Raw genomic sequence first — 23,549 nt, 5'->3', positions numbered from 1 at the left:
CTGAAAATAACCTCAATCACCGCTGACGCGGTGTGAGTGGTTCCGGCCATTTTTTATCGCGGTATTCAAGCGAGTGTCGCCCATCATCCACGGTCGCGTCTATTCAACTATCTTTCTAATTCAATCTTATAGATAACCCTCGATGCCACCGCCCGATAAAGTCAGCGGCAACTCAACACCTTTGGTTTTACTCGCCAACATCTCGCTTTTCGAGGTTTATTAGCGCGCTTGGCCACAGGCTTCGATGCTCAAGAATAACCACCTTGCCACGCCTGCAGGACGCGGCGTATAGCCGCAGTTTGGAAACAAGGGAGCACCTGCCAAAAAGAGCAAGCCTCGAAAAGAGGCATCCGCTTTAATTGGCCGGGGGTTTGCGTATAATGCGCGGCCCCGGCGCTTGCGCCTATCAGAGGGTTCCCTAACCCCTCCTGCTATTAAAAAGGCCGTTCACATGTTTGCACTGACCGACGCTCAGCACCGCCGCTGCCTTCTGATCATGGTGCTGTTTCATATTGGCGTTATTGCCGCCAGCAACTACCTCGTTCAGCTACCTTTCACGCTTTTCGGGTTTCACACCACCTGGGGGGCGTTTAGCTTTCCATTCATCTTTCTGGCCACCGATCTGACCGTTCGCCTGTTCGGCAAGGGGCCGGCGCGGTCGATCATCTTGCGTGTCATGTTCCCGGCGCTTGCGATCTCCTACGTGGTATCGGTCATTTTCCCTCAAGGAAGCTTCGCCGGCATCGGCGCGCTTGGTGAGTGGAACCTGTTCGTGGCGCGCATCGCACTGGCAAGCTTTCTGGCCTACTTTCTCGGCCAACTGCTCGACGTTCAGGTGTTCGACCGGCTGCGCCAGTGGGCCTGGTGGGTCGCGCCGGTCTTCTCGACGGTACTGGGCAACCTGGCGGACACGTTCGCCTTTTTCTTCACCGCTTTCTACAATAGCCCGGACCCGTTCATGGCGGCCCACTGGGTGGAAATCGCCGCGGTGGACTATGCGATCAAGCTGGCCATCAGCCTGCTGTTCTTTTTGCCGCTGTACGGCCTGCTGCTGGCCTGGCTAACCCGGCGTCTCGTGGTCTGGACAGGACAGCGCGACCGCGCCCCACGAGTCGCCTGATTCAAAAAAACGTGCCCATCAAGGAGGCTCAATGAGCCGCGTTACTCCGGTTGATCTTCATTTCATCGAGGCCCTCGAAGGCGCTGACCCCGACAAAACGCCGCTCGTCGTGCTGCACGGCCTTCTCGGTAGCGCCGACAACTGGCGCTCGCACCTGAAGGTATGGCAACAGCAGCGCCGAGTGCTAGCGGTGGATCTTCGCAACCACGGCCGCTCCCCCCACGCCGACGGCATGGACTACCAGGCGATGAGTCAGGACGTGATTGCGCTGCTCAAAAAGGAGAAGATCGAGCGGGCACACATCCTGGGTCACTCGATGGGCGGCAAAGTCGCCATCAGCCTGGCGCGGCTGGCGCCGGAGCTTACGGCATCATTGATCGTCGGCGACATCGCCCCGGTGCGCTACGACCACGGCCACGACGACGTTTTTAGCGCCTTGAACGCGGTGCGCGAAGCCAAACCTACCGATCGCAAGCGTGCCGATGCGGTCATGGCCGAGCACGTTAGCGCTCGCCCTACTCGACTCTTTCTGGCGACCAATCTGGTGCGCAATGACGACAAACAGATGTCGCTGCGCGTGGGCCTCGACGAGATTCAGGCAGATTATGACGCCATCATCGGCCTGCCCGCCGGCGAAGAGCCCTACCAGGGCCCAACGCTGGTGCTGCGCGGCGCCGACTCACACTACGTCACCGATGACATGATCCCGGCCTTGAAAGAGATGCTGCCGACCGCGCGAGTGATCACGCTAAAAGAGGCGGGCCACTGGCTGCACGCCGACCAGCCCGAGGCGTTCCAGCAAGCGGTCAGCGCTTTCATGAATGAAGAGGATAAATAAGGCCTAGAGCGGCGTGATGCTTAGCCCATGCTCCTCGGGGCTTCGCAAAAAGCGGTTCAGGATGCGATAGGTATCCACGTCGAACTGAACTGCCTCGAAATCGAGCCGTCTGGCCTTGGCAAGCGACACCGCGCTGCCGAGGTAGCACCAGTGATCCACCGTGTGATAGGCGCTTTTACGGGTATGAACGCTTTTTTCGCGGATGACGATCCTGTTGGGCCAGGGCCAGGCACTCACCTTCAAACGCTCGAGTGCCGCCTGCGCTCTTTGGGTATGTGCCTCGAGCGACTCCTTCTCACAGCACGCGCCGGCGCACTTGCCGAGCTGATTGGCAAAGCAGCGCCCTTTTCCCTTCTCGAGCCCCAGCACCTGCGGGCAGAGTTTGTGCTCCTCGATGATCGTCTTGAGCGCCTGTTTGGCCTCGCGCGCGTGGCGAAAAAGCCCGAAACGCTCGCCCGGCGCCGAGCTGATCAGTACGGCGCTTCCGGCAAGCGTCGGCACGTGTTCGCCGTCGGGCCAGAACCAGGTTTTCAGGCCGCCCTGACGGCGTAGCTGGCGATTCATGATCGGCATCAGCTCCTTGATCAGCTGCGCCTCGCGGAGCTGGGCGCCCAAATCGCCGGCGGTCTCCTCCCACTCGATGTGCTGAATCTGCTGGAGCATGCGCATCGCCTTGTCGTCCTGGTGGTCGCGCTGAAAGTGCCCCTTCACCCGATTTTTCAGGTTGATACTTTTACCCACGTAAAGCGGCAGCCGATTGTGGCCATAGAAGAGATACACTCCAGGACGCGGCGGGAGCTCGCTCACCAGAGCGCTGTCGAGATGCGCTGGCAGGTTGCGGTGCTCTCGCTCCTGACCGGTAGCGGCCTGCCACTGCTCGGCGGGAAAGCGCTGCTGCCAGGCCTGCCACAGCCGCCAAAGCGCCTCGGCATCGTCCTCGGCGCGGTGGGCGCGCGCGGTCTGAATATCGAAGCGCGCGAGCAGGCTTTTCAGGTTGTGCTGGCGCTGCTCGGGTTCGAGCCTTCGCGAGATACGCAGGGTACACATCAGCCGGGGGCGATAGTCGAGCCCGGCGCGCTTGAAGGCGTTGCGCAAAAAGCTCGCGTCGAAGCGGGCGTTATGCGCCACCAGACAGCTCTCACCAAGCCACGTTTTGAACGCCTCGGCGATCGTCTCGAAACGCGGGGCGTCGGCGACCATATCGTCGTGAATGCCAGTAAGCTTCGAGATGAACGGCGGAATGCTGGTGCCCGGGTCGATCAGGCTCACCCAGCGATCGACGATCTCCCCTTCAACCACCTTCAGCGCGGCGATTTCGGTGATGCGATCGCGGGTGGCTCTCGTACCGGTGGTTTCCACGTCGATAAACGTCAGGGCGGGTTCGCTCATGGCTCTGCGCCCAGCGTGTGCGGGTCGACCGCCAGCCGCGATACCGGTAACGTCTCCTCGATAAGGCCTCGCTTTTGCAAGTAGGTCTCAAACGCCTGGTAGCGGCGCGTGTTCACCGCCGCCGGGCTCAACGACAGGCGGCGCAGAAGCGACTCCCAGTTCGCCTCATTGATCGCATTATCGAGAATGGGGTGCTGCTCGGCGACCAGCGTCCAGGACGCTTCGGGGTTTTCGATCATCCAGTGGCTCGCCTGCTCGACGGCGCTCATGAAGCGCGCCCAGGTCGCGCCATGGCGACCAAGCGTTTGGCTGTTGGCCACGACGATGACGCCATCGTGACGGGGAATGTCAATCTCCTCAAAACGAATGACGTGGCTCTCGATCCCCTCAGGTGCGAGCTGCTGGGGAAGCGAGGCAAAGTAGCCGTCGGCGATCACGTTGGCGTCACCGCGCACCACGGCAGCGGCGGCGTCGAAGTGCACATTGACCGGCGCCTTGAAGCCATCGGTTTGACGCAGCGACTGAGGGATGAGCCGCTCGGCTACGATGGTCTCGCCTTCTCGGGTAGAAAAGCCGTAATCGCGCCCGGCCAGCAAGGCAACGTCGTCCGTTTCGGCAACGCTGCCGGTCACGATCACCGCGTTCAAGGGCGTTTCGATCAGCGTTCCCACCCGCGTAAGAGGCTCGCCCTGATGTGCCTGCAGATGCAGTATGGGCTGGCGAGTCAGCGCCAGGTCCACCTCTTCGGCCACCAATAGCTTGAGCGGAATGGTCGGGTCCGCCGGGCTCAAAAGCTCTACCGCCAGCCCCTGCGCCTTGAACAGTTCCCGCGCCTGGGCGATCAAAAGCATGGCGTGCTGTGGACTCAGGTACCAGTCCAGCATGACCGTCACTTCGGTCAGCGGCGGCGGATCAAGCGGCGGCGGCAGCGCAAGGGTGGCCGAAGGCACCGGCTCGGACTGAGCCGGCGGCGCGGCTCGAGGCTCGGCGCCGGCGGTGCTTTCATCGCGGGCCAGGGGGGCGGCGTCGGGCCATAGCTCGGGCGGTAGCATGACCTCGCTTTCGAGCGACACAGCCCCCGCATCTTGATCAGACCCCGCCTCCCCCTCTGCGGCCAGCGCCGGCCAGGAAAAAAACAATAGACAAAACGCACCGGCGAACAGCAAGCGCGCTTGCCGGCGGATAGTCAGGTGAGGCATCGCTACACTCCAGGGGCGTGAAGCCGGAGTGTAGCGGGTGGCCGCCGGCCCTGACCAGCCCTGGCCCGCCATAAAGCCTTAAGGCGCAGTAAAATAGCGGGGGGCGTGCAATAATAGAGCGGCATTGATGTAGAGACGGAGAGACATGGACGCACTGTATACCTTTTTTTTGATCGGCGGCATTCTCATGACGCTGAGCATTCTGGCCAGCCGGCTCTCATCAATGTTTGGCGTTCCGCTGCTGCTGATCTTTCTGGGGCTGGGCATGCTCGCCGGCGAAGAGGGGTTGCTTGGCGTCGTATTCGACGACTACAGCATGGCCTTCGTCATCGGCCACCTGGCACTGGCGATGATTCTGCTCGACGGCGGGCTTCGCACTCGCCTCAAAACTTTTAGGGTCGGCTTCAAACCGGCGCTGTCGCTGGCCACCGCCGGGGTGTTCATCACCAGCGCCATCGTCGGCATCATCGCCATGTGGGTGTTTCAGCTCAGCCTGATTCAAGGCCTGTTGGTCGGGGCGATCGTCGGCTCCACCGACGCGGCGGCGGTGTTTTCGATGCTCAGCGGCCGCGGGGTCAGCCTCAACGAGCGGGTCAGCGCCACGCTCGAGATCGAGTCCGGTACCAACGATCCGATGGCGATCTTTCTCACGCTGATGCTGGTCGAGCTGCTCGTCGGCGACATGGGCGGCATCGTCGAAACCCTCGTATTCTTCGTTTCGCAATTTGGCATCGGCCTGGTCGTGGGCCTGGGCGGCGGCTGGCTTTCTGCGAAGCTCTTGCGCTGGCTCGACCTGGCGCCGGGGCTCTACGCCATGCTGGCTCTGGCGCTGGGCTTTAGCGTCTTCGGGTTGACCAGCGTTCTCGGCGGCAGCGGCTTTTTGGCGATCTATCTGGCGGGGCTAATGATCGGCAACCAGCCGGGGCGGCATTTGAACTTCATCCTGCCCGTCCACGACGGCCTGGCCTGGCTTAGCCAGATCGGCCTGTTTTTGGTGCTGGGGCTTTTGGTTACGCCGAGCCAGCTGGTCGAGGTCATCCTGCCGGCGGGGCTGGTGGCGCTGGCGCTGATTTTCATCGCTCGCCCATTGGCGGTGTTCATCACCATCAAGCCGTTTTTCAAGTTTCGCTGGCGCGAGACGTTCTTCATCGCCTGGGTCGGGCTTCGCGGCGCGGTGCCGATCGTGCTGGCGATCTTTCCGGTGATCGGCGGCGTGGAGAACGCCTCGCTCTACTTCAACGTCGCCTTTGCGGTAGTGCTGATGTCGCTTTTGATCCAAGGGGGGTCGCTCACGCTGGTCGCCCGCTGGCTCAAGATCCAGGTGCCCGCCGGCACGACGCCCAACCGGCGCGGGCCGTTGGGCATTCTGCCGGAGAACGACTTCGAGATGTTCGTCTACGTGGTCGAAAACCAGGATCTCGAGGACGTGCCGATCCGCCTGCTGCGCTTCCCTTCCGGTGCGCTCATCTCGGCGCTGTTTCGTAATCACGTCATGCTCCACCCCAAGGGCAACACCCGGCTGAAACTCGAGGATGTGATCTGCGTCATCGGTCGGTCGGAAGATTTGACCGCGCTCAACCGGCTGTTCAACGGCGACGCCAAGCTCAAGCAGGAGCGCGCTTTCTTCGGTACCTTCACTCTGGAAGGCAGCGCTTACATGCGGGACATCGCCCAGGCCTACGGGCTGACCTTGAGTCCCGGCGAACAGGAAATGAGCCTGGCGGAATTCGTTTCGCTGCGCGTGGGCGGCCACCCGGTGGTCGGCGACGACATCGACTGGCACGGCATCCACTGGGTCGTGAGCGAAATGCAGGGTGGCAATATCACCCGCGTCGGCCTAAGGCTTTACTAATTTGGCCAAAGGCGTTGACTTCCAAGGAAATAGTGGTAGTATACGCACCCATAAGCCGGAGGGATGGCAGAGCGGTTGAATGCACCGGTCTTGAAAACCGGCATAGGTTAATAGCCTATCCAGGGTTCGAATCCCTGTCCCTCCGCCAAATCGATTATAAAGCCCCGTTTCTACGGGGCTTTTTTCGTTACTGCCCTTCGCCTTTCCTAACCATCAACTCTTCAGTATTCCCTACCGGTGATCCAGCGTGACTGGAACGTGATCCCAGTCTAGCTACGACATCCCTCGCCCGGTGAGTTGCCAGCTGGGCATACCGCTCAGTCATGTTGATCGTGGAGTGGCCCAGCACGTCTTTGACGTCAGCCAACGGCACTCCCTTGGAAACCAACCAGCTAGCGCAGGTATATCGCAAGTCGTGAATCCGGAAATCAACAATCCGCGGCTTCTCCCATGCCTTCTTGAACACCGGTTTCGGGTAAACGTAACGGCTGCCATCACGCTTGCAGAAAACCCAGGGCGATGCCGCGCGATACGTTTGGCTGTACCGGTATCGTCGCTTCAAGGCGACCATCGCGTTATCATTTAGCGGTATGGTTCGCCGCTTCGCTGACTTGATGTCATCCGGCTCCAGCGTTATCAACGCGTTCTCCCAGTCCACTCGCCGCCATTCGAGCTTGAGCAACTCGTTTTTTTCTGCCGCCAGTATTCAGTGCCAGCACGATAAAGTCAGCAAGGCAGTCGCCCTCTCGAGTCGTACGCGCGGCTTTGATTAGTCGATCAGCATCTGACTCCGTAATCCAGCGAACACGCACGGGCAGCTCCTTGAGTCCCCGCCTTGGTTGGGTGGGCAGTGCCCACTCCATCACGGACAAGGAAGAAGCCTCTAGACTTAAGTACGAGACCCAGCTCATCGATAGGGAGAACAGCGCGCTTAAGAGCCCGATGTAGGTAATTCTGGGCGAGGCCGCCGGCGAAAGCTGGATGCAGCGCAACTGGCGCCCGATTCTGATGCTGACCATCGTGGCGAACAACTACCTCATCGCGCCCTACCTGAGCGCAATGTTCGGCGCCGGGGTCACGCTGCCCGTGCCCGAAGCGCTTTGGAATCTGATGAAGTTGGGCGTGGGTGGGTATATTGCCGGCCAAACCGCCGAACACGGCATTACTACTTGGCAGCAAGGCCAAGTCGCGAAAAAGCAGGCCCGTGCCCCACAAAAAATCTACCAGTACATTCAGAAATAGCTGTTTCAGAGTGAATCTCGCTTCCTAAACCAACAGGAAAGCCTTTTAATCCTCTGAAATAAATTAAGCCACCAGAGACGAATCGAGTGCCTTATCTTCATGCGCTTAGTCTGGGTCAGCAGTCTCACAGCTCTCGCTTTACCCATGAAATGGAAACAATACCTTACGTACATCAAGAAGACAGCGTTTACTAATATGACAACTGCGGCAACGCCAATCTTCCGCCCAAAGCTTATCGCCTCAGGCTCTTGGTAAACCCATCCAGGCCAAGGGCCTAAAAGAAACACCCAGCACGCTGCAGCAAGGAAGTAGAATATGAAAAGGACGGCCTCCTTGCCGTCGATCTTCCAAGGCGGCTGTTTCTGACGTATTAATCCTGAAGACTCATCCACCTCTACATCAGTATAAGCTAAAGGCAACCGTTCAAGAGCCTCCGGGTCAGGATGTCCACGTAATGCGGCCCATACGAGACGACCATCCACGCTTTTACCCGAGTAGAGGTAGAATAGATGCTTCAACTGCTTATCAGGATCGTCTGACAGTACAGCTTCATTTTGGTGTAATAACCAAAAGTCAAAGATCTTCAGCCTGAAATTCGTTTGGATATTGCTTTGGGTCAATTTGTAGCTTCGAGAATGAGTGATCCACGTTATTAGAGCCCCTATTACTGGCAGCGAAGCCACAAAGACTTGCAGGTAACTTTCCCCCATCGTGCCTACCTCATAAAACTAAGCCAGCCTTCATTGCATGGCTGTTTGAATATTAGGAAAACCATGAAGACTGCCATAAGTGCTGCCGCGCTGACAGCCCGGCAGTCTCGTTTCGTTGATGAGTACATTATTGACATTAGCGCAACTCAAACTGCGATCCGTGCCGGGTACAGCAAGAAGACCGCAGGCCGGGGTATGTCATGGCCACACTGCCGCTGCAAAACGTCTATGTGCTGGGCGCCGGGCTGGCAGTGGCCGGTATTGTCGGCGCGCCCAAGCCGCGTAAGGGTGGTGGCAAACCGATGAACGCCTTCGACTCTGCCGAGTTCGTGGCCGCCGTACAGACGCATCTTGGACTATCCGCCCGCGAAGTCTGGTCTTTGACCATGATCAAGTTTCAGCGCGATGGATGCCAAGTTTCCGGAAGCAGATAGCAAGAAGTCGGAGCAGCCGACCGAGGAGGCGGCGGCGGCGGTCGAACACATTATTCAGTTTCGGCAGCGCATCAAAGAGCAGCCCAAGCTCGTCAAAGGCAGTCTTTAGAACTCCTCGAAAACCATGAATCGTGAACCGCCCTCGCCGGTCATAACTTCAGGTCTATTGACGAGGAGCGGCATGCATACGAGCTATGGAATGAAATTACTTCTTCCTATTATAAGGAGACTGGTTAGTCGGTTTTAGGCTAATCCCTTCCTGCTGGGCCTTTGAGTAAACGGAGTCTTCCGTTCTACCAAGCTTTAACCCAATGACCCTTGTCGGCGTGTTGTCTTTTGCAAATTTCTTTAGCTGGGCGACATCTTGCTTAGACCACGCCTTGCCTTTGTTATCTGGCCATTTAGACATAATATCCTCCTAGTTGAGCGTGCGGACACACGCCCTACCAGTATTAGCAAATCTTCAACATTTGCCAGCAGCCGCACACTGAGACAGCTTTTTTGTGCGCCATGCCCGATGTGATCAATCCCTAGAACCTTTCAGAAAGAGCCTTGGAGAAACGTTGGCAGCGGTCGGTGGACCCACTAGGGGCTGACGTTTTTGGGCAACAGAGTTTTTTACTCAAGGGAAGCCCGCAATGAAAAACGTTATCCCCTTCCTGTATCAGGATCAGGTATTCCGGTTCAACGTTGATGGCTGGATTAATGCGACCGACATTGCTAAGCATTTTGGCAAGCGCTTGGAACACTGGCTGGAAAACATCGGAATGCAGCTTTATATGGATTCACTGGCTCGATTTCTCAATACCCTTGATTCCGGGTATTTAATTAGGTCCCAGCGCGGGAGGTATGGCGTCACATGGCTTCACCCTAGAATGGGAGTTGCCTTTGCTCGCTGGGTTGAGGAACTGGCTGTTCACCGTTGGCAGAAGCCAATATTTGAGGCGAGGGCTGAATATTGGCGCGATCAGCTGCAAATGAGTCTGCCTATACGGGATCGCCAAGCATAGCCAACCAATCTACGCCTAGCCTACTTCGCCGCCTGCGGTATGCGTCGAAGGCTAGCGCCGCCATCACCTTCGCGATACCCTGAGCGAATAAAATTTAGCGCTGGGGAGCGGCATGGTAGATGACAGAATTGTACTGAATGGCATGGGCCAGATTTTCGAGCTTCTGGAAAATGGCTCGCTTCATGATATCGATAGACTCGATTTCTCGGAGTGGCCAACGCTTCAGATTAAGATTGAGGGTGACAAGTATCACAGCACTATCACGCCCGACCTGGCGAAGTCTCTTTATGATTTTGTCTACGATTTGAAGCGTGGCTATGCTGAAATCAAGTATGGCACCAGCAACCTTCAGCGTCTGAAAAAAGAAGATATTGCTCTTTTCGACTCGATCACCTTCAAAATTACAGAAGGTTGTTCAGATGTAATCGCCAAGGGCTTTGAGAGGATTTTTGAAGCTATTGCTCAAAGCATCAGGGATGGATTCAAAGACATGACGCCCCGACAGAAAATTGCAACTATTGGAATCGTAGCAGGTATCACTGCGGGGTATTTTGCTTTTGATTCGTATCTAGAGCATCAACACGCTCAAGAAATGGCACAAATCAATAATGATCGGCAGCGTGACGCCTACGATCACACCGAGAGTATTGCCGAGCTTATTGTCGAGGTATCAAGCGCTAGTCCAAGAGCTGAGCAGGCGATAAGCGGCTTTCGTCGTCATGTAGAAGAGGGGCACAGAGGGATTGTTCACTCTGTCAGTGATGCTGATCACATAAACTACTCTGGACAGAATTTAGAAGAGCAGGATATTGAACGCATTACTCACGATATGCCTGTATCGGCTGACTCGGAAACCTACACTGATATCGTAACTGTTGAGCAAATGAAGCGCCTAGTTTCTCGACAGGAGGTAAGAGTTTCCTTTTATTCGCCACAGTTCGATCGACAAATAACGATCAAGTACGACATGGGCTACTTAGGCACAAGAAAAGAAAACCGCCTAATGGAGGCCTTTTCCGATAACGTTCGAAAATCCGTCGAGATAGAATATTCAGCCGTATTTAACGATGATAACGGCGATTTTATTCGCGGGACACTAATCAGCATCGGCGAGATATACGATAGCCCTGCTGATTGGAGTGATAAGCTCGAGGAGTTAGAAAACCAAGAAGAGGACGAAGACGAATAACAAGGGGAGCCAGTACACCAGCTTGGCATTCCGCCAGCTACTCTGGCGATATCAGATCACGCAGAGCCCCAGCCATCGAGGGAACTACTGGGATAACGCCCCGACAGAGCACTTTTTCAGAAGTTTGAAAACGGAATGGACATCGGAGACCGGTTATTCGTGCTTTGTCCCGGCGAAGCGGTCAATCACGGATTATCTAATCGGCTGTTACAGTGACCACCGGCCCCACAAGCATAATGATGGGCTGCCGCCCAATGTGGCTGAGCGGCTCTATTGGAAAGCTCAAAAAAATAGTGGCCTAATTACTTGAGCACTACACGTGCGTTTGAGCTGCCTAATCTCGTCACGCTTAAAGCCGCCCACGACTTGGGCTATCCATGGCGCTTTTTGATTTATGTATGGAGGAAATATGCTGAAGAAATGCCTGCTTGGCTCATTGCTTGTAGTGGTTTCTCTACCAGCCGGGGCCTTTGAAGTTAAACCTGGCCTATGGGAAACAACGGTCACGATCGAAGGGGAAGCGCCTCCAGAAGTACAGCAAGGAACCTACATCGAACACCAATGCATCACCGCGGAGGAAGCGCGGGATTTCAAGCCCACTATACGACAACACTTCTCTGAAGAAGGCTTTCAAGAAATCGATATCTCGGATGATACGGACACGCTGGAGGTTAAAGCCTCAAAGTTCACGCCTGATTTGAATGTCGATATCGCTATATCGTCAACACGGCATAGCGATAAACATTTCTCTACGAGAACTCACGTCACAAACGTCGACACCATGACCTCATCGCAAGAGAGCCATTGGGTTTCAGAAGACTGTTAACGCAGCCAGCGCCTCCACTCAAGGCCGCCCATTGAAGTGGCTTTTTTGATGTCTTTTATTCTTCTGACCCACTTTTTAGGGTATTCGCAGCGTCATACCCGAACGCTGGGGCACTATTCCGAGTCAGGCGCCAGCATCGGCCAGGGGTAACCAAAGAAAAAGCCAGGCTCTCGCTGGCCGCTAGCGACTCGTTCGCTTAAATCCTTGAGCGCGGCGATAGCGAGTCGATAAACGTTTCCATCTTGCCGATTTCATCGATTTTTCGAAACATCTCATCGATCCGTGACTCCTTGATACCGCCGTAGACGTTGTAATCAGCCGTGTTCATTTCCTGGCCGAATTTCAAAAGCCCGGTGGAGTAACGCTCGATGTGAAACTCCCTGAACGCTTCGCACTCGGGCGTCATCACCTCATCGGTGCTGGCCTGGCACTCCACTCCTTTAGCGAAGGCTTCGTTCACCGTTTGCTCCATGTCATCGAAGGTGTAGCGATTGTCCTGAGCGTGGGCCGCGCTCATCAGCAACAGCGCCGCGAGCAAGCCTACCGGTTTCATCATCCCATTCACTCCGCATGTGTGCTTAAACGATCTCTATTTGGCTCGCATCCTTTAGCATGCGATTTTACCTGCTTACCGGCCTGCAGGATATTGCTCTTGGCCACTTCAGGGCCGCGCCTGGCTTACTGCTCCGCCGGTCTGGCTTCATCGACACGCCCTACGCCGTGGCGAGACATGGCGACCTGGGCGTCGTCGAGGCTTGTCGGGTCGTCGATGGTCGAGGGTACGGTATAGGGCTTGCCGTCGGCCAACGTGCGCAGCAGTTTGCGCAAAATCTTGCCCGAGCGGGTCTTGGGCAGGCGGTTGACGATCAGCACCTGCTTGAACGCGGCTACCGGGCCGATCGTCTCGCGCACCTGCTGAATGAGCGCGGCTTCCAAAGCGGCCTCTTCGCCGTCGAAGCCGTCCTTGGGAATCACAAACCCCACCGGGCGCTGGCCTTTCAGGTCGTCATGAATACCGATGACCGCGCACTCGGCCACCGCCGGGTGCGCACCGAGCACGCCCTCCATCTCGCCGGTCGAGAGCCGGTGGCCGGCCACGTTGATCACGTCGTCCGTGCGCCCCATGATGAAGAGATATCCGTCGTCGTCGAAATAGCCGCCGTCGCCGGTCAGGTAGTAGCCGGGAAACGCGGCCATGTAGGCGCTGTGAAAACGCGCCGGGTCGCGCCAGATACCGCTCAAGCAGCCTGGCGGCAGCGGCTGCTTGATCAATACGCTACCCTCCTCCATCGCCGCGCTCTTTTCGCCTTCGCGGCCAATGATCTCGACGTTGAAGCCCGGCACCGGGTAGGTTGCCGAACCCGCTTTGGCCGGGGCGAGCTCGATGCCCGCCAAATTGGCGGCGATGGGCCAGCCGGTTTCGGTTTGCCACCAGTGATCGATGATCGGCACGTTCAACACGTCGCTTAGCCAGTGAAACGTTGGCGGGTCGAGGCGTTCGCCGGCAACGAAGACGTGCTCAAGGCTCGCAAGCGAGTAGCGGCGCCGCTCGAGCGCCTCCGGATCCTCCTTCTTGATCGCGCGAAAGGCGGTGGGCGCGGTGAAAAAGCTTTTCACCCTGTATTCATCGATGATGCGCCAGAAACTGCCGGCGTCGGGCGTTTTTACCGGCTTGCCCTCATACACCACGCTTGCGCAGCCGCGCAAAAGCGGCCCGTAGACGATATAGGAGTGGCCCACCACCCAGCCGACGTCAGAGGCGGTAAAGCATACGTCCCCCGGCGCCAGGCCATACACCGCCTCCATGGAGTAGGCAAGCGCCACGGCGTAGCCGCCGGTATCGCGCACCACGCCCTTGGGCTTGCCGGTAGTGCCGGAGGTGTAAAGGATATAGAGCGGGTGGGTCGCCTCGACCTCGACGCACTCGGCGAACACGCCGCTCTGCTCGAGAGTTTGCCAGTCGTGTTCGCCCTCGTTCAACGGGGCGCGCTCGGCCTCGCGCTGGAACACTACCAGCGCCTCGGGTTTGAAGACGCTCTGGGCAATGGCCTGATCGACGATTGGCTTGTAGGGCAGCACCGTGTTCACCTCGATCCCGCAGGAAGCGCTGATCACCACTTTGGGCTCGGCGTCCTCGATACGAAGCGCAAGCTCCCTGGCGGCGAAGCCGCCGAACACCACCGAGTGAACCGCGCCGATCCGCGCGCAGGCCAGCATGGCGATGACCGCCTCCGGCACCATGGGCATATAGATCACGACCCGGTCGCCCTTGCCAACGCCCAGCTTATCGAGCCCGCCGGCCACGTAGGCCACCCGGTCGCGCAGCGCACGGTAGGTGAGCACTTCCCGGGCGCCGGTGACCGGCGAGTCGTAGTAGAGTGCCACCTGCTCGCCACGGCCTTTTTCAACATGGTGATCGAGCGCGGCGTAACAGATGTTGAGCGTGCCGTCCTCGAACCAGCGGGCGTGGCTCTGTTCGTCCCAGGAAAGAATGGTCTCGGGAAAGCGCTTCCAGGGAATGCGTTGGGCCTGCTCCTGCCAAAACTCGGCGGGCGATTCGATGGAGTATGCGTGGGTAGCGTGATAGCGGCTCATGGTCACCCTGTCTTTATTGTGTTAGCGGTCAACCCCTGTTGTTGACACTTTAACCACAAAACCGGGAGCTTCGCCGTTAAACCATCGGATAATCCGGCACCCTTGGGTGCGAAATGGTGAAAATTGTCGACAGTCAGCTGTATTTACTATCATTGACTCAGCGTTAAACGCCGATTTGGACAAAATTCGCTAATTTACCGACTATTGATTAACAATATTTCAACGAAAGACCGCTGACCGCTACCAAACCGCATCGCCGCGATGGCATTTTGACGGGAACACGCGTTTCCCTCGTCTCGGCAAGGAGAAAACCATGGCTACTCACTCAAGCGCCGCCGCTCGCCTTCTCGAGCATAATGGGCAGGCGTTGGAAGCGGGCACCCTGCTTCTCAAGGCGCTCGCCAATGAAAAACGCTTGCAGATTCTTTGCCTGCTGGCCGAGGCCGAACTTTCGGTCACGCAGATCAACCAGCAGCTTGCGCTAAGCCAGTCCGCGCTTTCCCAGCATCTGGCCATTCTGCGTCGCGATGGGCTGGTACAAACCCGGCGGGAGTCGCAAACCATCTATTACTCGCTCAAAAGCGAAAGCGCCAGGGCGATACTTTCCGCCCTGGCGCTTCACTACGCGGCTTGATTTTCAAAGACCGATATCGACAGGCGCTAACGCCGCTGCCAGCCGGTCGCGTCGATAGCGCCCAGCGCTTTGGTCACGGCCTGCTCGATACCGCTGGATACTGCGACACTAATGCGCCGCCCCAGGGTGTTGGGCGGCTCGAGCTTGACCGTGAACGCCTCCACCTCTTTCATGCGCTCGACCAGATACGCTTCGCTGGTGCCGACGCTATCGATCAGCCGCTCGTCCAGCGCTTCGCTGCCGTACCAGATCTCGCCGGTGGCCAAGCGGTCGATATCCAGGGCCGGACGATGACGGGCCACGTACTGCTTGAAGAGTTTATGCGTATTTTCAAGATCGTCGATGAACTTGGCCCGGCCCTCTTCGGTGTTTTCACCCAGCACCGTCAGCGTGCGTTTGTAGCGCCCGGCGGTGAGCATCTCGACGTCGATATCATTGCGTTTCAACAAACGATGGATGTTGGGCACCTGGGCGACCACGCCGATCGAGCCGATCACCGCAAAGGGTGCGGCCTTTATATGATGCGCCGTGCACGCCATCATGTAGCCACCGCTGGCGGCGACCTTGTCGATACACACCGTGGTGGTAATACCCGCCTCGCGAAGTCGGTCGAGCTGTGCGGCGGCAAGCCCATAGGCATGCACCAGCCCGCCGCCGGACTCGAGACGGATCACCGCTTCATCCTGAGCGCCCGCCACTTCGATCACCGCCGATACTTCCTCGGCGAACTGCTCGGTGCGAGAGGCCTTGATATCGCCGTGAAAATCGAGCACCCAGAGGCGCGCGGCCGCGCCCTCTTCGCTCTTTTTGGCCGTTTTCTGGCGCTCCTTCTCCTCGCGGCGCAGCTGCTTGATCAGCTTCTTACGCGCGCCCTGAGCGGTGGCGTTCACCTTGAGCCGCCGGTTGCGCGCGCGGCGCTGATCGTTGAGCGACTCGACCTTTAGCGAGGCGCCGCGCTCCCCACCACGTTTTCCGCGCATGAGAAGAAAGCCTGCCAACAGCACCAGCAGGGTAAGAATCACGCTCTGAACCAGAAAGGTGCCTATCTCAGCCGTCCATTCACTCATGTCCCTCTCCTTTGGGTCGATACGCCTCGATGCGCAAGTACGAAGCCAGGATAGCCCAATATACTCGCTTGATTAAAACGCGTGTTTTAAATAGGCTCTTCGCGGGCGCCACGCTAGACTCCTTCTATCCAGTATCCTCCTATCGTGGCGAAACATCGCCCAATTTTTTAAACGACACGCTACAGGAAACCCTCGATGTCCTCGACCACCTTTGAAAAGCTCGAATCGCGCTTCGACCCACAAGCGGCGAAGGGCATGGATGAAATCTTTCAGTTTCACTTCACTGACGAGCAGAGCCACTACCTGCACGTTCAGGACGGCACCCTCGGCATTCACGAAGGCGAGCACGATGACCCGTCGGTGACGTTGACAACCAGCACGGAGACGCTACGCGGCATCATGACCGGCGACATCAGCGGCATGAGCGCGTTCATGAGCGGTAAACTCAAGGCCTCTGGCAACGTCATGCTGGCAACCAAACTGACGAGCCTGTTCCCCAGCCAGTAGACGCCTATTCAGTCAAGTAGTCGTCGCCGCGCACGCGCGCCAGGTGTGTCTCGATCAACTCGCGGGAAATGGAGTAGGCCGGAGGAAGCGTTGGCAGCTTGCGCGGTGAAAACCAGGCCGCATCGCTGATCTCGACGCCGTCAATGTGGATGCGCCGGGTCGTGGCCTCGGCAAAGTAGCCCAGCATCAGCGAATGCGGAAACGGCCACGCCTGGCTCTTGTGGTAGCGCAGATTATCGATGTACACACCCACCTCTTCAAACACCTCGCGGTGAACCGCCTCCTCCGCCGATTCGCCGGGTTCGATGAAGCCGGCAAGCGTGGAGTAGCGCCCGGGTGCAAAGCGCGGGCTACGCGCCAGCAGCATTGCCTCCCCCCGGGTTACCAGCGTGATGATACAGGGCGAGATGCGCGGATAGTTGCGGTGACCGCAGGCGTCGCAGTGCATGGCGAACTCGGCGCCCAGCCGCGTTGCCTGTGCGCCGCAACGCCCGCAGAAGCGGTGGTTGTCGAGCCAAGCGCTCACCTGCAGCGCCGTCGACAGCAGGCTGAACCAGCTCTCCGGCAGTAGCGAAAGCCACTCCCGACCTTCGATCCAGCCCTCCTGCGGCGTTTGCTCGATAGAGAGCGCCACCGGCTCGTCGTCCCAGTAGCAAAGCGGCTGCATATCGGCGCTCCAGGGCTGCCACGGCTGAAGCGGCGTCAGCGTACCCTCTTGCGTGCTGACGCCGGGCGCCAGCCGCCCACGCGCCAGGCGAATCACATGGCCTTCGCCGGCATTCAGGGGGATGTTGCGTTTAAGCATTGGGGGTAGCGCTCTCAAGCCAGTGAAGCGAATGCGCCTGGCACTTGGCAGCGTGGGCCGCCTCCTCTTCCTCGGTGGGGCGAACCACCTTGAGCGCGCCGGGCTTAAGCGACAGGCGCTGGATCGATAGCCCCTCGCTTGCCGCGGAAGACTCTTCGCGCTCGGCGCTCGCTTCGGCATCGAGGCTAAGCGCGGTCTGGCCGCCGGTCATCGCCAGATAGACGTCGGCGAGAATCTCGGCGTCAAGCAGAGCGCCGTGAAGGACGCGGTGGCCGTTGTCGATATCATAACGCTTGCACAGCGCGTCCAAGCTGTTGCGCTGGCCCGGGTGCATCTGGCGCGCCATGGTCAGCGTATCGAGCACGCGACAGTGATCGCGCACCGGGCCAAGCGCCGGGCCCTGGCGACGCTGATTGGCCAGGTTCAGCTCGTGATCGATAAAGCCTACGTCGAACGGTGCGTTGTGTATGACCAGCTCCGCCCCTTCGATGAACGCCCAGAACTCATCGGCGATCTGGGAAAACACCGGCTCGTTGGCCACCTTCGCGTCGTCAATACCGTGGACCGCCACGACTTCTGCGTCGATGTGGCGCTCCGGGTTGATGTACTGGTGATAGGTGCGTCCGGTCAGGCGGCGGTTGATCATCTCTACCGCGCCGATCTCGACCATGCGGTGGCCGTCTCGGGTTTCGATACCCGTGGTTTCGGTGTCGAGGATTACTTGCCGCATGCGCTACTCCTTTTCTGATCGTCGCTGGCCTCATCGATCGCTTCGTTGGCCAGGTCATCGGCTTTTTCGTTGCCCGGGTGACCGCTGTGTCCCTTGATCCAGTGCCACTCGACGCGGTGACGCCTGGTCTCTTCGTGCAGGGTTTTCCAAAGCTCGGCGTTTTTGACCGGCTGCTTCGAGGCAGTTTTCCAGCCGCGCTTGATCCAGTTGTGAATCCACTGGGTAATGCCCTGGCGCACGTACTGGGAGTCGGTCCAGAGCTCGACCCGACAGGCAGTGTTGAGCGTGCGCAGCGCCATGATGGCGGCCATCAGCTCCATACGATTGTTGGTGGTCTGCGGCTCGAATCCCTTGAGGGTCTTTTGGTGCGGGCCGCTTTCAAGTACCACGCCCCAGCCGCCGGGGCCTGGATTTCCACGGCAGGCGCCGTCGGTGTACACCACCACACGGGGCTCTTTGTCTTGCTTGGTCACTGACGTTCCTTTGACATACGAGAGGAGGATTCGCCTGGGGGCGCAAGTCGGGCACCGTGGCGCGAGGCGCCAAGCGATGAGGACGGCGCCCGCGAGGGCAGCTTGAACCGAACCCGCTCGATAGGCGCGCCGCGCTCTCGCCGGCAGGCCTGGATCATGTAGCTTTGCCCCAGCGGCAGGTTATGGCGCCGCCCCCAGGCCTCCCAGCGCTCGCCACAGGCTGCGCTCATACGGGCGCGAAAACAGCAGTAGTCTACGCGTTTCACCTCGAAGTCGACAAACGCCAGCCAGTCGCGCAGCCGGTTCACGCCCTGCCAGTCACCGTTGAAAGGAAACGCCGAGTGGCCCTGGCGCCGGCGCTTCAAAAGCCCGCTGGCGCACAGTGGGTTGAAGCCAAATAGTACCAGTACGCCGTGGTCACTCGTCACCCGGGCGGCTTCCTTGAGTGTGAAGTGGGCATCCGGCAGCTGTTCGAGCCAGTGATGGAGGATCACGGTATCCATGGACCGCTCCGGCAGCGCAAAGCAGTCCGGCGGACACACCAGTGTCGAGTCCGACTCGGCAAGCTCATGAGTCGGCGCCCAGCGCACGCGATGAGGAATTTGAGAAAGCGACATCAGCGAACGGCCCATGCTCATCTCCAGGCAGTGCTGGCCGCGGCGATTTTCGACTACCGGCCCAAGGCAGGCGCGCTGGGCTTCCCAAAGCGAGCGACCCGCCGGGCCCTGCCAATAAGGTTGGCTTTGGACCATACGCCGAGCAAGCTCTGCGGCCATCGGGGAATTTGACATGAAACGCGCTTCCCTCCAAAGTAGCGACTTTTTTGCGCGGCTACGTGCGAATTCTTGCAGACGCGGCAGGCACACGCAGTAGCGTTTTGAAAAACGTTAAAGGATCTCGCCCATGATGAGCGTGACACCGATTCCCGCCCTTAGCGACAACTATATTTGGTTGCTAAGACAGGATACCAGCCCCAACGTTTGTGTCGTGGACCCCGGTGAAGCCGCCCCCGTCATCGAGCTTCTGGAGCGTGAGGGCCTGACGCTCGCCACTATGCTGATCACCCACCACCATCACGACCATACCGGTGGGATCAAGGAGCTCAAAAAACGCTATTCGCCTCACGTCATCGGCCCGAAGGACTCCACCATCGAAGGACTCGATGAGGTGGTCGGTCACGGCGACGAAATTCGCGTCATGGGCCGCATGTTCGAGGTCATCGCCACCCCCGGCCACACCCTGGATCATGTGAGCTACTTTGCCGCGGGCATTCCAGCGCTTCTGTTTTGCGGCGACACGCTCTTTTGCGCCGGCTGCGGGCGGCTGTTCGAAGGCGAGCCCGCGCAGATGCACGCCTCGCTCCAAACGCTTGCCAAACTTCCCGACGATACGCTGGTGTTTGGCGGGCATGAATATACGAAGGCCAACCTCACCTTCGCCCGGGCGGCCGACCCGGACAACAAGGCCATTCCCAACGCACTGGATGAGTGCGAGAAAGCGCGTGCGATGGATCGCCCCACCCTCCCAAGCACCATTGGGCGCGAGCTTGCCATCAATCCCTATCTGCGCGTGGGCACCGACAGCGTGCGCCGCGCCGCCGGGGAACAGGGCCCAAATGGTGACGACCTCGCGACGTTTACCACGCTTCGCGAGTGGAAAAACCGTTTCTAACGCCTTTACCCGACAAGATTTGCTATGACCTATCAAACGATTCGCCAGCGCTTTGTGCTAAGCGCTGGCAGCACCGTCATCATGGGCCTTTTGATGGCCGCTGCGACGAACTCCGAAGCCTCTGCCAACCGCCCGACTTTCACGCCGGCCCCAACCGCGCCGAGCGTTTCACAGCGCGCCGCCGAGCGCCCGGCCAGACTCGATGCCTATCACGCTCACTTTTGGGATTCACTCACTCTGGAGCCGCAAAGCGTCTGGACCACGCTTCGCACCTCCTTTCAGTGGCAGGACAAAACACTGCGCCCGGACGCCCAGGCCCGTGTCGACGAGTGGATCGAACACTACCGCGCGCGCCCGGAAAACATCGTCGCCATTATCGAGCGGGCAACGCCTTGGCTTGCCTATATCACCGAGCAGGTCAGCGAACGCGGCTTGCCCGGCGAGCTTGCGCTGATTCCTTTTGTGGAAAGCTCGTTTGACCCCAGCGCGAAAAGCCACATGGGCGCGGCGGGGCTCTGGCAGTTCATGCCACGGACCGGCGACGCGCTGGGCTTGACCCGCAACAGCCGCTACGACGGCCGGCTGGACGTGCTAACCTCGACCCAGGCGGCGCTCGACTATCTCGAATCCCAGGCCGAGCAGTGGTACCACGGCGACATGATGCTCTCGCTTGCCGCCTATAATGCTGGCGCCGGTACGGTGAACAAGGCGGTGCGCCGCGCCCAGGGACAAGGGCTGGAAGGCAGCTACTGGGATCTCAGTCTGCCTTCGGAGACGCTGCAGTACGTGCCCAAGCTCAAGGCGATTTCGACCATCATTCAGGATCCTGAGCGCTACGGCGTGACGCTACCCGACATTCACGCCTCGCCGGCCTTCGCCAAGGTGCAGCTGGCAACGCCCTTGAGCCTGGCCGAGGCGTCGGCCCTTTTGGACGTCAGCCAGCAGCGTCTGGTGGAGCTGAACCCGGGGCTTCTGGCGGCACAGGCCGGCCCGCGCAGCGCCCAGACGCTGCTGGTTCCCGAGGAGGCCGACACCGCGCTAATCGCCGAGCTTTCGCAAAACAGCGCCCCGGTGCTCGCCTCGACGCAGACGCCGTCGGTGCATCGCGTTGAAAGCGGCGATAGCCTTTCTGCCATCGCTGCGCGCTATAATCTTGACCAGCGCGACCTGATTCGCTGGAATGCACTCGAGCGGCCGAGTGCGATCCAGCCGGGCCAGCTTTTGGCACTGTCGGCGCGTCAGGAGAGCAACACATAACGCTTTCAGGCTGCTGCGTCGTGACTTTTTAACCCCAAGGACATCCTCGATGCGAAGCGGTGTGGCCTTTGTAAAGAGCTTTTGGATAAAGCGCTTACGGGTAACGAGCTTGCGCGTGCTGGCGCTTACCGCCTGGGCGCTAGCGCTACCGGCGCTGGCGCAGAGCGAGCACGTGCCCCAGGCGCTTCTGGACGAACCCGAAAGTGCGATGGTCGAAACCACTCATGCGCTCTCGCTCTACGATAGCCCGGAGCTTGACGACGGCTTCGCCTACTTTCCCCACGTCAATCCCCAGGCGCCGAAGGGCGGCTCCATCGTGCACACCTCGGTGGGGTCGAGCTTCGATTCGACCAACCCGTTCATCATTCGCGGCACCCCTGCCACTGGGGTGAGCAGCTACGTCTATGATACCCTCATGGCGAGCAACCCGAACGAGCCCTTCAGCCTCTACGGGCTTCTCGCCGAAGGCGTGCGCCTGGACCCGGAGCGCGAGTGGATCGAGTTCGACCTGCGCCCGGAGGCGCGCTTTCAGGACAACGAACCGGTTACCGCCTACGACGTGGTGTTTACGTTCAACCTGTTGCGCGAAGAGGGTAACCCGTTTTTTGCCAGCTACTACGCGGGGGTCTCGAACGTGATCGCCCAGAGCGAGCACCAGGTACGCTTCGAGTTCAGCGACACCACCTCCCGAGAGCTTCCGCTGATCGTGGCGCAGCTGCCGATCCTGCCGCGCCACTACTGGGAGCCCAGGGATTTTACCTCGCCCACCCTCGCCGCCCACCCGGGCTCCGGGCCCTACCGCATCGGCGAGGTCGACCCGGGCCGGCGTATCGTGTTCGAGCGCGACGAGAACTACTGGGGCAAGGACCTGCCGGTCAATATCGGCCGCTACAATTTCGATCGCATCGTCTACGACTACTACCGCGACCGCGATATCGCCTGGGAGGCGTTCAAGGCGGGACTGATCGATTTTCGCGAAGACGCCCGCGCGGCGACCTGGGCGATCGGCTACGACTTTCCCGCCTACAACGACGGGTTGATCAAGCGTATCACCGTGCCGGACGTCAACCCGGCCATGATGCAGGCCTTCGTTTTCAACCTGAAAAAAGAGAAATTCCAGGATCCGCGGGTACGCGAGGCGCTCTCGCTCACCTTCGATTTCCCCTGGCTCAATACCAATATTTTCTACAACGCCTACCAGCGTACCGAAAGCTACTTCCAGGACTCGGAGATGGCAGCGACCGGGCTGCCCTCGCAAGCCGAGCTTGCGCTTCTGGAGCCGCACCGTGAGGAACTGCTGGCCTCCCACGGCTCGGATCGGCTTTTCACCGAGCCGCTGCCCATTGATGAGCCTACCGCGCTTCGCGAACGCCTGCGCCGGGCGCTCACGCTTTTGCGCGAGGCCGGCTACGAGGTGGAGGACGGCGAGCTGATCCACCGTGAAACGGGCAGGCCGCTGCGGCTGGAAGTGCTGATGTATGACGCCGCGCTCGAGCGCGTGGTGCAGCCGATGCTCCGGAACATGGCGCGCCTCGGTATCGAGACCTCGATGCGCATCGTCGATATCAACCAGTACCTGAACCGGGTGCGCAACTACGACTACGATATCGTCATCAGCCACTATCCGCAGTCGAACAACCCGGGCAACGAGCAGCGCGACTATTGGACGAGCGCCGCCGCCGAGGCGCCGCAAAGCCGCAACCGCATGGCGCTGGCCCACCCGGCGGTGGACGATCTGGTCGACCACATCATCTCGGCCTCCGACCGCGAGGAGCTCGACACCGCGACAAGAGCGCTGGATCGCGTGCTGCGCTGGGGCTTTTATGCCATCCCGCACTACTACTCCGGCGAGACGCGTATCGCCGTGTGGGACAAGTTCGGCTATCCGGAGCCGTTTCCCGCCTACGCCATGGACCTCGACGCCTGGTGGGTGGACCGCGAACGCGAAGCCCGGCTCGAGCGCCACCGCTAGGGCTTTTTCGACCACCGCCAGGAGCGCAC

25 protein-coding genes, 1 tRNA gene and 1 pseudogene are annotated in these 23,549 nt (G+C 59.3%); 16 read left to right on the top strand and 11 right to left on the bottom strand.

Features of this window, described 5'->3' with window-relative positions; translation table 11 throughout:
* Positions 1 to 451: 451 nt before the first annotated feature.
* Both RN346_RS07885 and RN346_RS07880 read left to right on the top strand, forming a co-directional pair.
* Entirely contained in the window at positions 452 to 1,120 is a 669-nt protein-coding gene (locus tag RN346_RS07885; protein ID WP_263584175.1) for a 7-cyano-7-deazaguanine/7-aminomethyl-7-deazaguanine transporter, read from the top strand.
* 31 nt (positions 1,121 to 1,151) lie between these two features.
* The gene (locus tag RN346_RS07880) at positions 1,152 to 1,958 is read left to right on the top strand and encodes an alpha/beta fold hydrolase (protein ID WP_311962632.1); all 807 of its coding nucleotides are present in this window, start codon (positions 1,152 to 1,154) and stop codon (positions 1,956 to 1,958) included.
* A 3-nt stretch (positions 1,959 to 1,961) separates the two neighbouring features.
* Here RN346_RS07880 and RN346_RS07875 read toward each other — a convergent pair whose 3' ends face one another.
* Together RN346_RS07875 and RN346_RS07870 are read right to left on the bottom strand one after the other, a co-directional pair.
* Entirely contained in the window at positions 1,962 to 3,347 is a 1,386-nt protein-coding gene (locus RN346_RS07875; RefSeq protein ID WP_311962631.1) for an exonuclease domain-containing protein, read from the bottom strand.
* Positions 3,344 to 4,546: an ABC transporter substrate-binding protein gene (locus RN346_RS07870; RefSeq protein ID WP_311962630.1), complete on the bottom strand. Its 1,203-nt coding sequence runs from the start codon at positions 4,544 to 4,546 to the stop codon at positions 3,344 to 3,346. The genes RN346_RS07875 and RN346_RS07870 overlap by 4 nt, the downstream gene beginning before the upstream one ends.
* 145 nt (positions 4,547 to 4,691) lie before the next feature.
* Here RN346_RS07870 and RN346_RS07865 point away from each other — a divergent pair, with 145 nt between their 5' ends.
* Positions 4,692 to 6,398: a potassium/proton antiporter gene (locus RN346_RS07865; protein WP_263584179.1), complete on the top strand. Its 1,707-nt coding sequence runs from the start codon at positions 4,692 to 4,694 to the stop codon at positions 6,396 to 6,398.
* Between the two features lie 57 nt (positions 6,399 to 6,455).
* Positions 6,456 to 6,546: transfer RNA gene (locus RN346_RS07860), tRNA-Ser, on the top strand.
* A gap of 39 nt (positions 6,547 to 6,585) precedes the next feature.
* Here the strand turns inward: RN346_RS07860 and RN346_RS17060 are convergent.
* Positions 6,586 to 7,056 carry a site-specific integrase gene (locus tag RN346_RS17060; RefSeq protein ID WP_409335798.1) on the bottom strand — a complete coding sequence of 157 codons (471 nt, stop codon included), beginning with the start codon at positions 7,054 to 7,056 and terminating at the stop codon, positions 6,586 to 6,588.
* A gap of 323 nt (positions 7,057 to 7,379) precedes the next feature.
* On the opposite strand from RN346_RS17060, the gene RN346_RS07855 reads away from it, so the two are divergent.
* Complete coding sequence (locus tag RN346_RS07855) at positions 7,380 to 7,640, top strand: hypothetical protein (RefSeq protein ID WP_311960748.1); 261 nt, start codon at positions 7,380 to 7,382, stop codon at positions 7,638 to 7,640.
* 5 nt (positions 7,641 to 7,645) lie between these two features.
* On the opposite strand, the gene RN346_RS07850 is transcribed toward RN346_RS07855, so the two are convergent.
* A complete protein-coding gene (locus RN346_RS07850) occupies positions 7,646 to 8,260 on the bottom strand; it encodes a hypothetical protein (RefSeq protein WP_311962629.1) in 615 nt (204 codons plus the stop codon).
* Positions 8,261 to 8,413: 153 nt separating this feature from the next.
* Between RN346_RS07850 and RN346_RS17055 the strand changes: the two genes are divergently transcribed.
* The 6 genes and pseudogenes from RN346_RS17055 to RN346_RS07825 all read left to right on the top strand — a co-directional run bounded on the left by RN346_RS17055 (position 8,414) and on the right by RN346_RS07825 (position 11,809).
* On the top strand, positions 8,414 to 8,656 hold the full coding sequence (locus RN346_RS17055; RefSeq protein ID WP_409335797.1) for a terminase small subunit: 243 nt from the start codon (positions 8,414 to 8,416) through the stop codon (positions 8,654 to 8,656).
* Positions 8,551 to 8,784, top strand: coding sequence for a DUF6246 family protein (locus tag RN346_RS07845; RefSeq protein WP_311962628.1), 234 nt, complete (start codon positions 8,551 to 8,553; stop codon positions 8,782 to 8,784). The genes RN346_RS17055 and RN346_RS07845 overlap by 106 nt, the downstream gene beginning before the upstream one ends.
* Before the next feature lie 638 nt (positions 8,785 to 9,422).
* A complete protein-coding gene (locus RN346_RS07840) occupies positions 9,423 to 9,794 on the top strand; it encodes a KilA-N domain-containing protein (RefSeq protein ID WP_311962627.1) in 372 nt (123 codons plus the stop codon).
* A gap of 112 nt (positions 9,795 to 9,906) precedes the next feature.
* Entirely contained in the window at positions 9,907 to 10,983 is a 1,077-nt protein-coding gene (locus RN346_RS07835; RefSeq protein WP_311962626.1) for a hypothetical protein, read from the top strand.
* Positions 10,979 to 11,293 (top strand): annotated as a pseudogene (locus tag RN346_RS07830) (integrase core domain-containing protein); the annotation flags it as partial. The gene RN346_RS07835 and the pseudogene RN346_RS07830, both read left to right, overlap by 5 nt.
* Before the next feature lie 99 nt (positions 11,294 to 11,392).
* Positions 11,393 to 11,809: a DUF3617 family protein gene (locus tag RN346_RS07825; RefSeq protein ID WP_311962625.1), complete on the top strand. Its 417-nt coding sequence runs from the start codon at positions 11,393 to 11,395 to the stop codon at positions 11,807 to 11,809.
* Between the two features lie 196 nt (positions 11,810 to 12,005).
* On the opposite strand, the gene RN346_RS07820 is transcribed toward RN346_RS07825, so the two are convergent.
* Both RN346_RS07820 and RN346_RS07815 read right to left on the bottom strand, forming a co-directional pair.
* Positions 12,006 to 12,365 carry a hypothetical protein gene (locus tag RN346_RS07820; protein WP_311960745.1) on the bottom strand — a complete coding sequence of 120 codons (360 nt, stop codon included), beginning with the start codon at positions 12,363 to 12,365 and terminating at the stop codon, positions 12,006 to 12,008.
* Positions 12,366 to 12,487: 122 nt separating this feature from the next.
* Positions 12,488 to 14,404 (bottom strand): acetate--CoA ligase, encoded by a 1,917-nt coding sequence (locus tag RN346_RS07815; RefSeq protein ID WP_311962624.1) that lies wholly within the window; start codon positions 14,402 to 14,404, stop codon positions 12,488 to 12,490.
* A 313-nt stretch (positions 14,405 to 14,717) separates the two neighbouring features.
* On the opposite strand from RN346_RS07815, the gene RN346_RS07810 reads away from it, so the two are divergent.
* Complete coding sequence (locus tag RN346_RS07810) at positions 14,718 to 15,038, top strand: metalloregulator ArsR/SmtB family transcription factor (RefSeq protein ID WP_263584182.1); 321 nt, start codon at positions 14,718 to 14,720, stop codon at positions 15,036 to 15,038.
* Positions 15,039 to 15,064: 26 nt separating this feature from the next.
* Here the strand turns inward: RN346_RS07810 and sohB are convergent, their stop codons facing one another.
* Positions 15,065 to 16,105 (bottom strand): protease SohB, encoded by a 1,041-nt coding sequence (gene sohB, locus RN346_RS07805; protein WP_311962623.1) that lies wholly within the window; start codon positions 16,103 to 16,105, stop codon positions 15,065 to 15,067.
* Positions 16,106 to 16,300: 195 nt separating this feature from the next.
* On the opposite strand from sohB, the gene RN346_RS07800 reads away from it, so the two are divergent.
* Positions 16,301 to 16,612, top strand: a complete 312-nt coding sequence (locus tag RN346_RS07800; protein WP_263584184.1) for an SCP2 sterol-binding domain-containing protein — start codon at positions 16,301 to 16,303, stop codon at positions 16,610 to 16,612.
* Between the two features lie 4 nt (positions 16,613 to 16,616).
* On the opposite strand, the gene nudC is transcribed toward RN346_RS07800, so the two are convergent.
* From nudC to RN346_RS07780, 4 genes are read right to left on the bottom strand one after another with little or no spacing between them, the layout of a single operon-like run.
* Positions 16,617 to 17,417, bottom strand: a complete 801-nt coding sequence (gene nudC / locus RN346_RS07795) for an NAD(+) diphosphatase (RefSeq protein ID WP_311962622.1) — start codon at positions 17,415 to 17,417, stop codon at positions 16,617 to 16,619.
* Positions 17,410 to 18,147, bottom strand: a complete 738-nt coding sequence (dnaQ, locus tag RN346_RS07790) for a DNA polymerase III subunit epsilon (protein ID WP_311962621.1) — start codon at positions 18,145 to 18,147, stop codon at positions 17,410 to 17,412. The genes nudC and dnaQ overlap by 8 nt, the downstream gene beginning before the upstream one ends.
* A complete protein-coding gene (gene rnhA / locus RN346_RS07785; protein ID WP_311962620.1) occupies positions 18,135 to 18,620 on the bottom strand; it encodes a ribonuclease HI in 486 nt (161 codons plus the stop codon). The genes dnaQ and rnhA overlap by 13 nt, the downstream gene beginning before the upstream one ends.
* Positions 18,617 to 19,411, bottom strand: coding sequence for a methyltransferase domain-containing protein (locus RN346_RS07780; RefSeq protein WP_311960741.1), 795 nt, complete (start codon positions 19,409 to 19,411; stop codon positions 18,617 to 18,619). Before RN346_RS07780 ends, rnhA begins: the two co-directional genes overlap by 4 nt.
* 112 nt (positions 19,412 to 19,523) lie before the next feature.
* Here RN346_RS07780 and gloB point away from each other — a divergent pair, with 112 nt between their 5' ends.
* The 3 genes from gloB to RN346_RS07765 all read left to right on the top strand — a co-directional run bounded on the left by gloB (position 19,524) and on the right by RN346_RS07765 (position 23,520).
* Positions 19,524 to 20,291 carry a hydroxyacylglutathione hydrolase gene (gloB, locus tag RN346_RS07775; RefSeq protein WP_311962619.1) on the top strand — a complete coding sequence of 256 codons (768 nt, stop codon included), beginning with the start codon at positions 19,524 to 19,526 and terminating at the stop codon, positions 20,289 to 20,291.
* 24 nt (positions 20,292 to 20,315) lie between these two features.
* Positions 20,316 to 21,548 (top strand): transglycosylase SLT domain-containing protein, encoded by a 1,233-nt coding sequence (locus RN346_RS07770; RefSeq protein ID WP_263584190.1) that lies wholly within the window; start codon positions 20,316 to 20,318, stop codon positions 21,546 to 21,548.
* A gap of 115 nt (positions 21,549 to 21,663) precedes the next feature.
* Positions 21,664 to 23,520 carry an extracellular solute-binding protein gene (locus RN346_RS07765; protein ID WP_409335791.1) on the top strand — a complete coding sequence of 619 codons (1,857 nt, stop codon included), beginning with the start codon at positions 21,664 to 21,666 and terminating at the stop codon, positions 23,518 to 23,520.
* The last annotated feature ends 29 nt before the right edge of the window (positions 23,521 to 23,549 follow it).

Origin of the sequence: Halomonas sp. PAMB 3232, from assembly GCF_031954225.1 — a bacterium.
Taxonomy (GTDB): Bacteria; Pseudomonadota; Gammaproteobacteria; order Pseudomonadales; family Halomonadaceae; genus Vreelandella.
The sequence above is the reverse complement of the archived record's forward strand: the minus strand, read 5'-3'. Positions and strand labels throughout refer to the sequence as shown.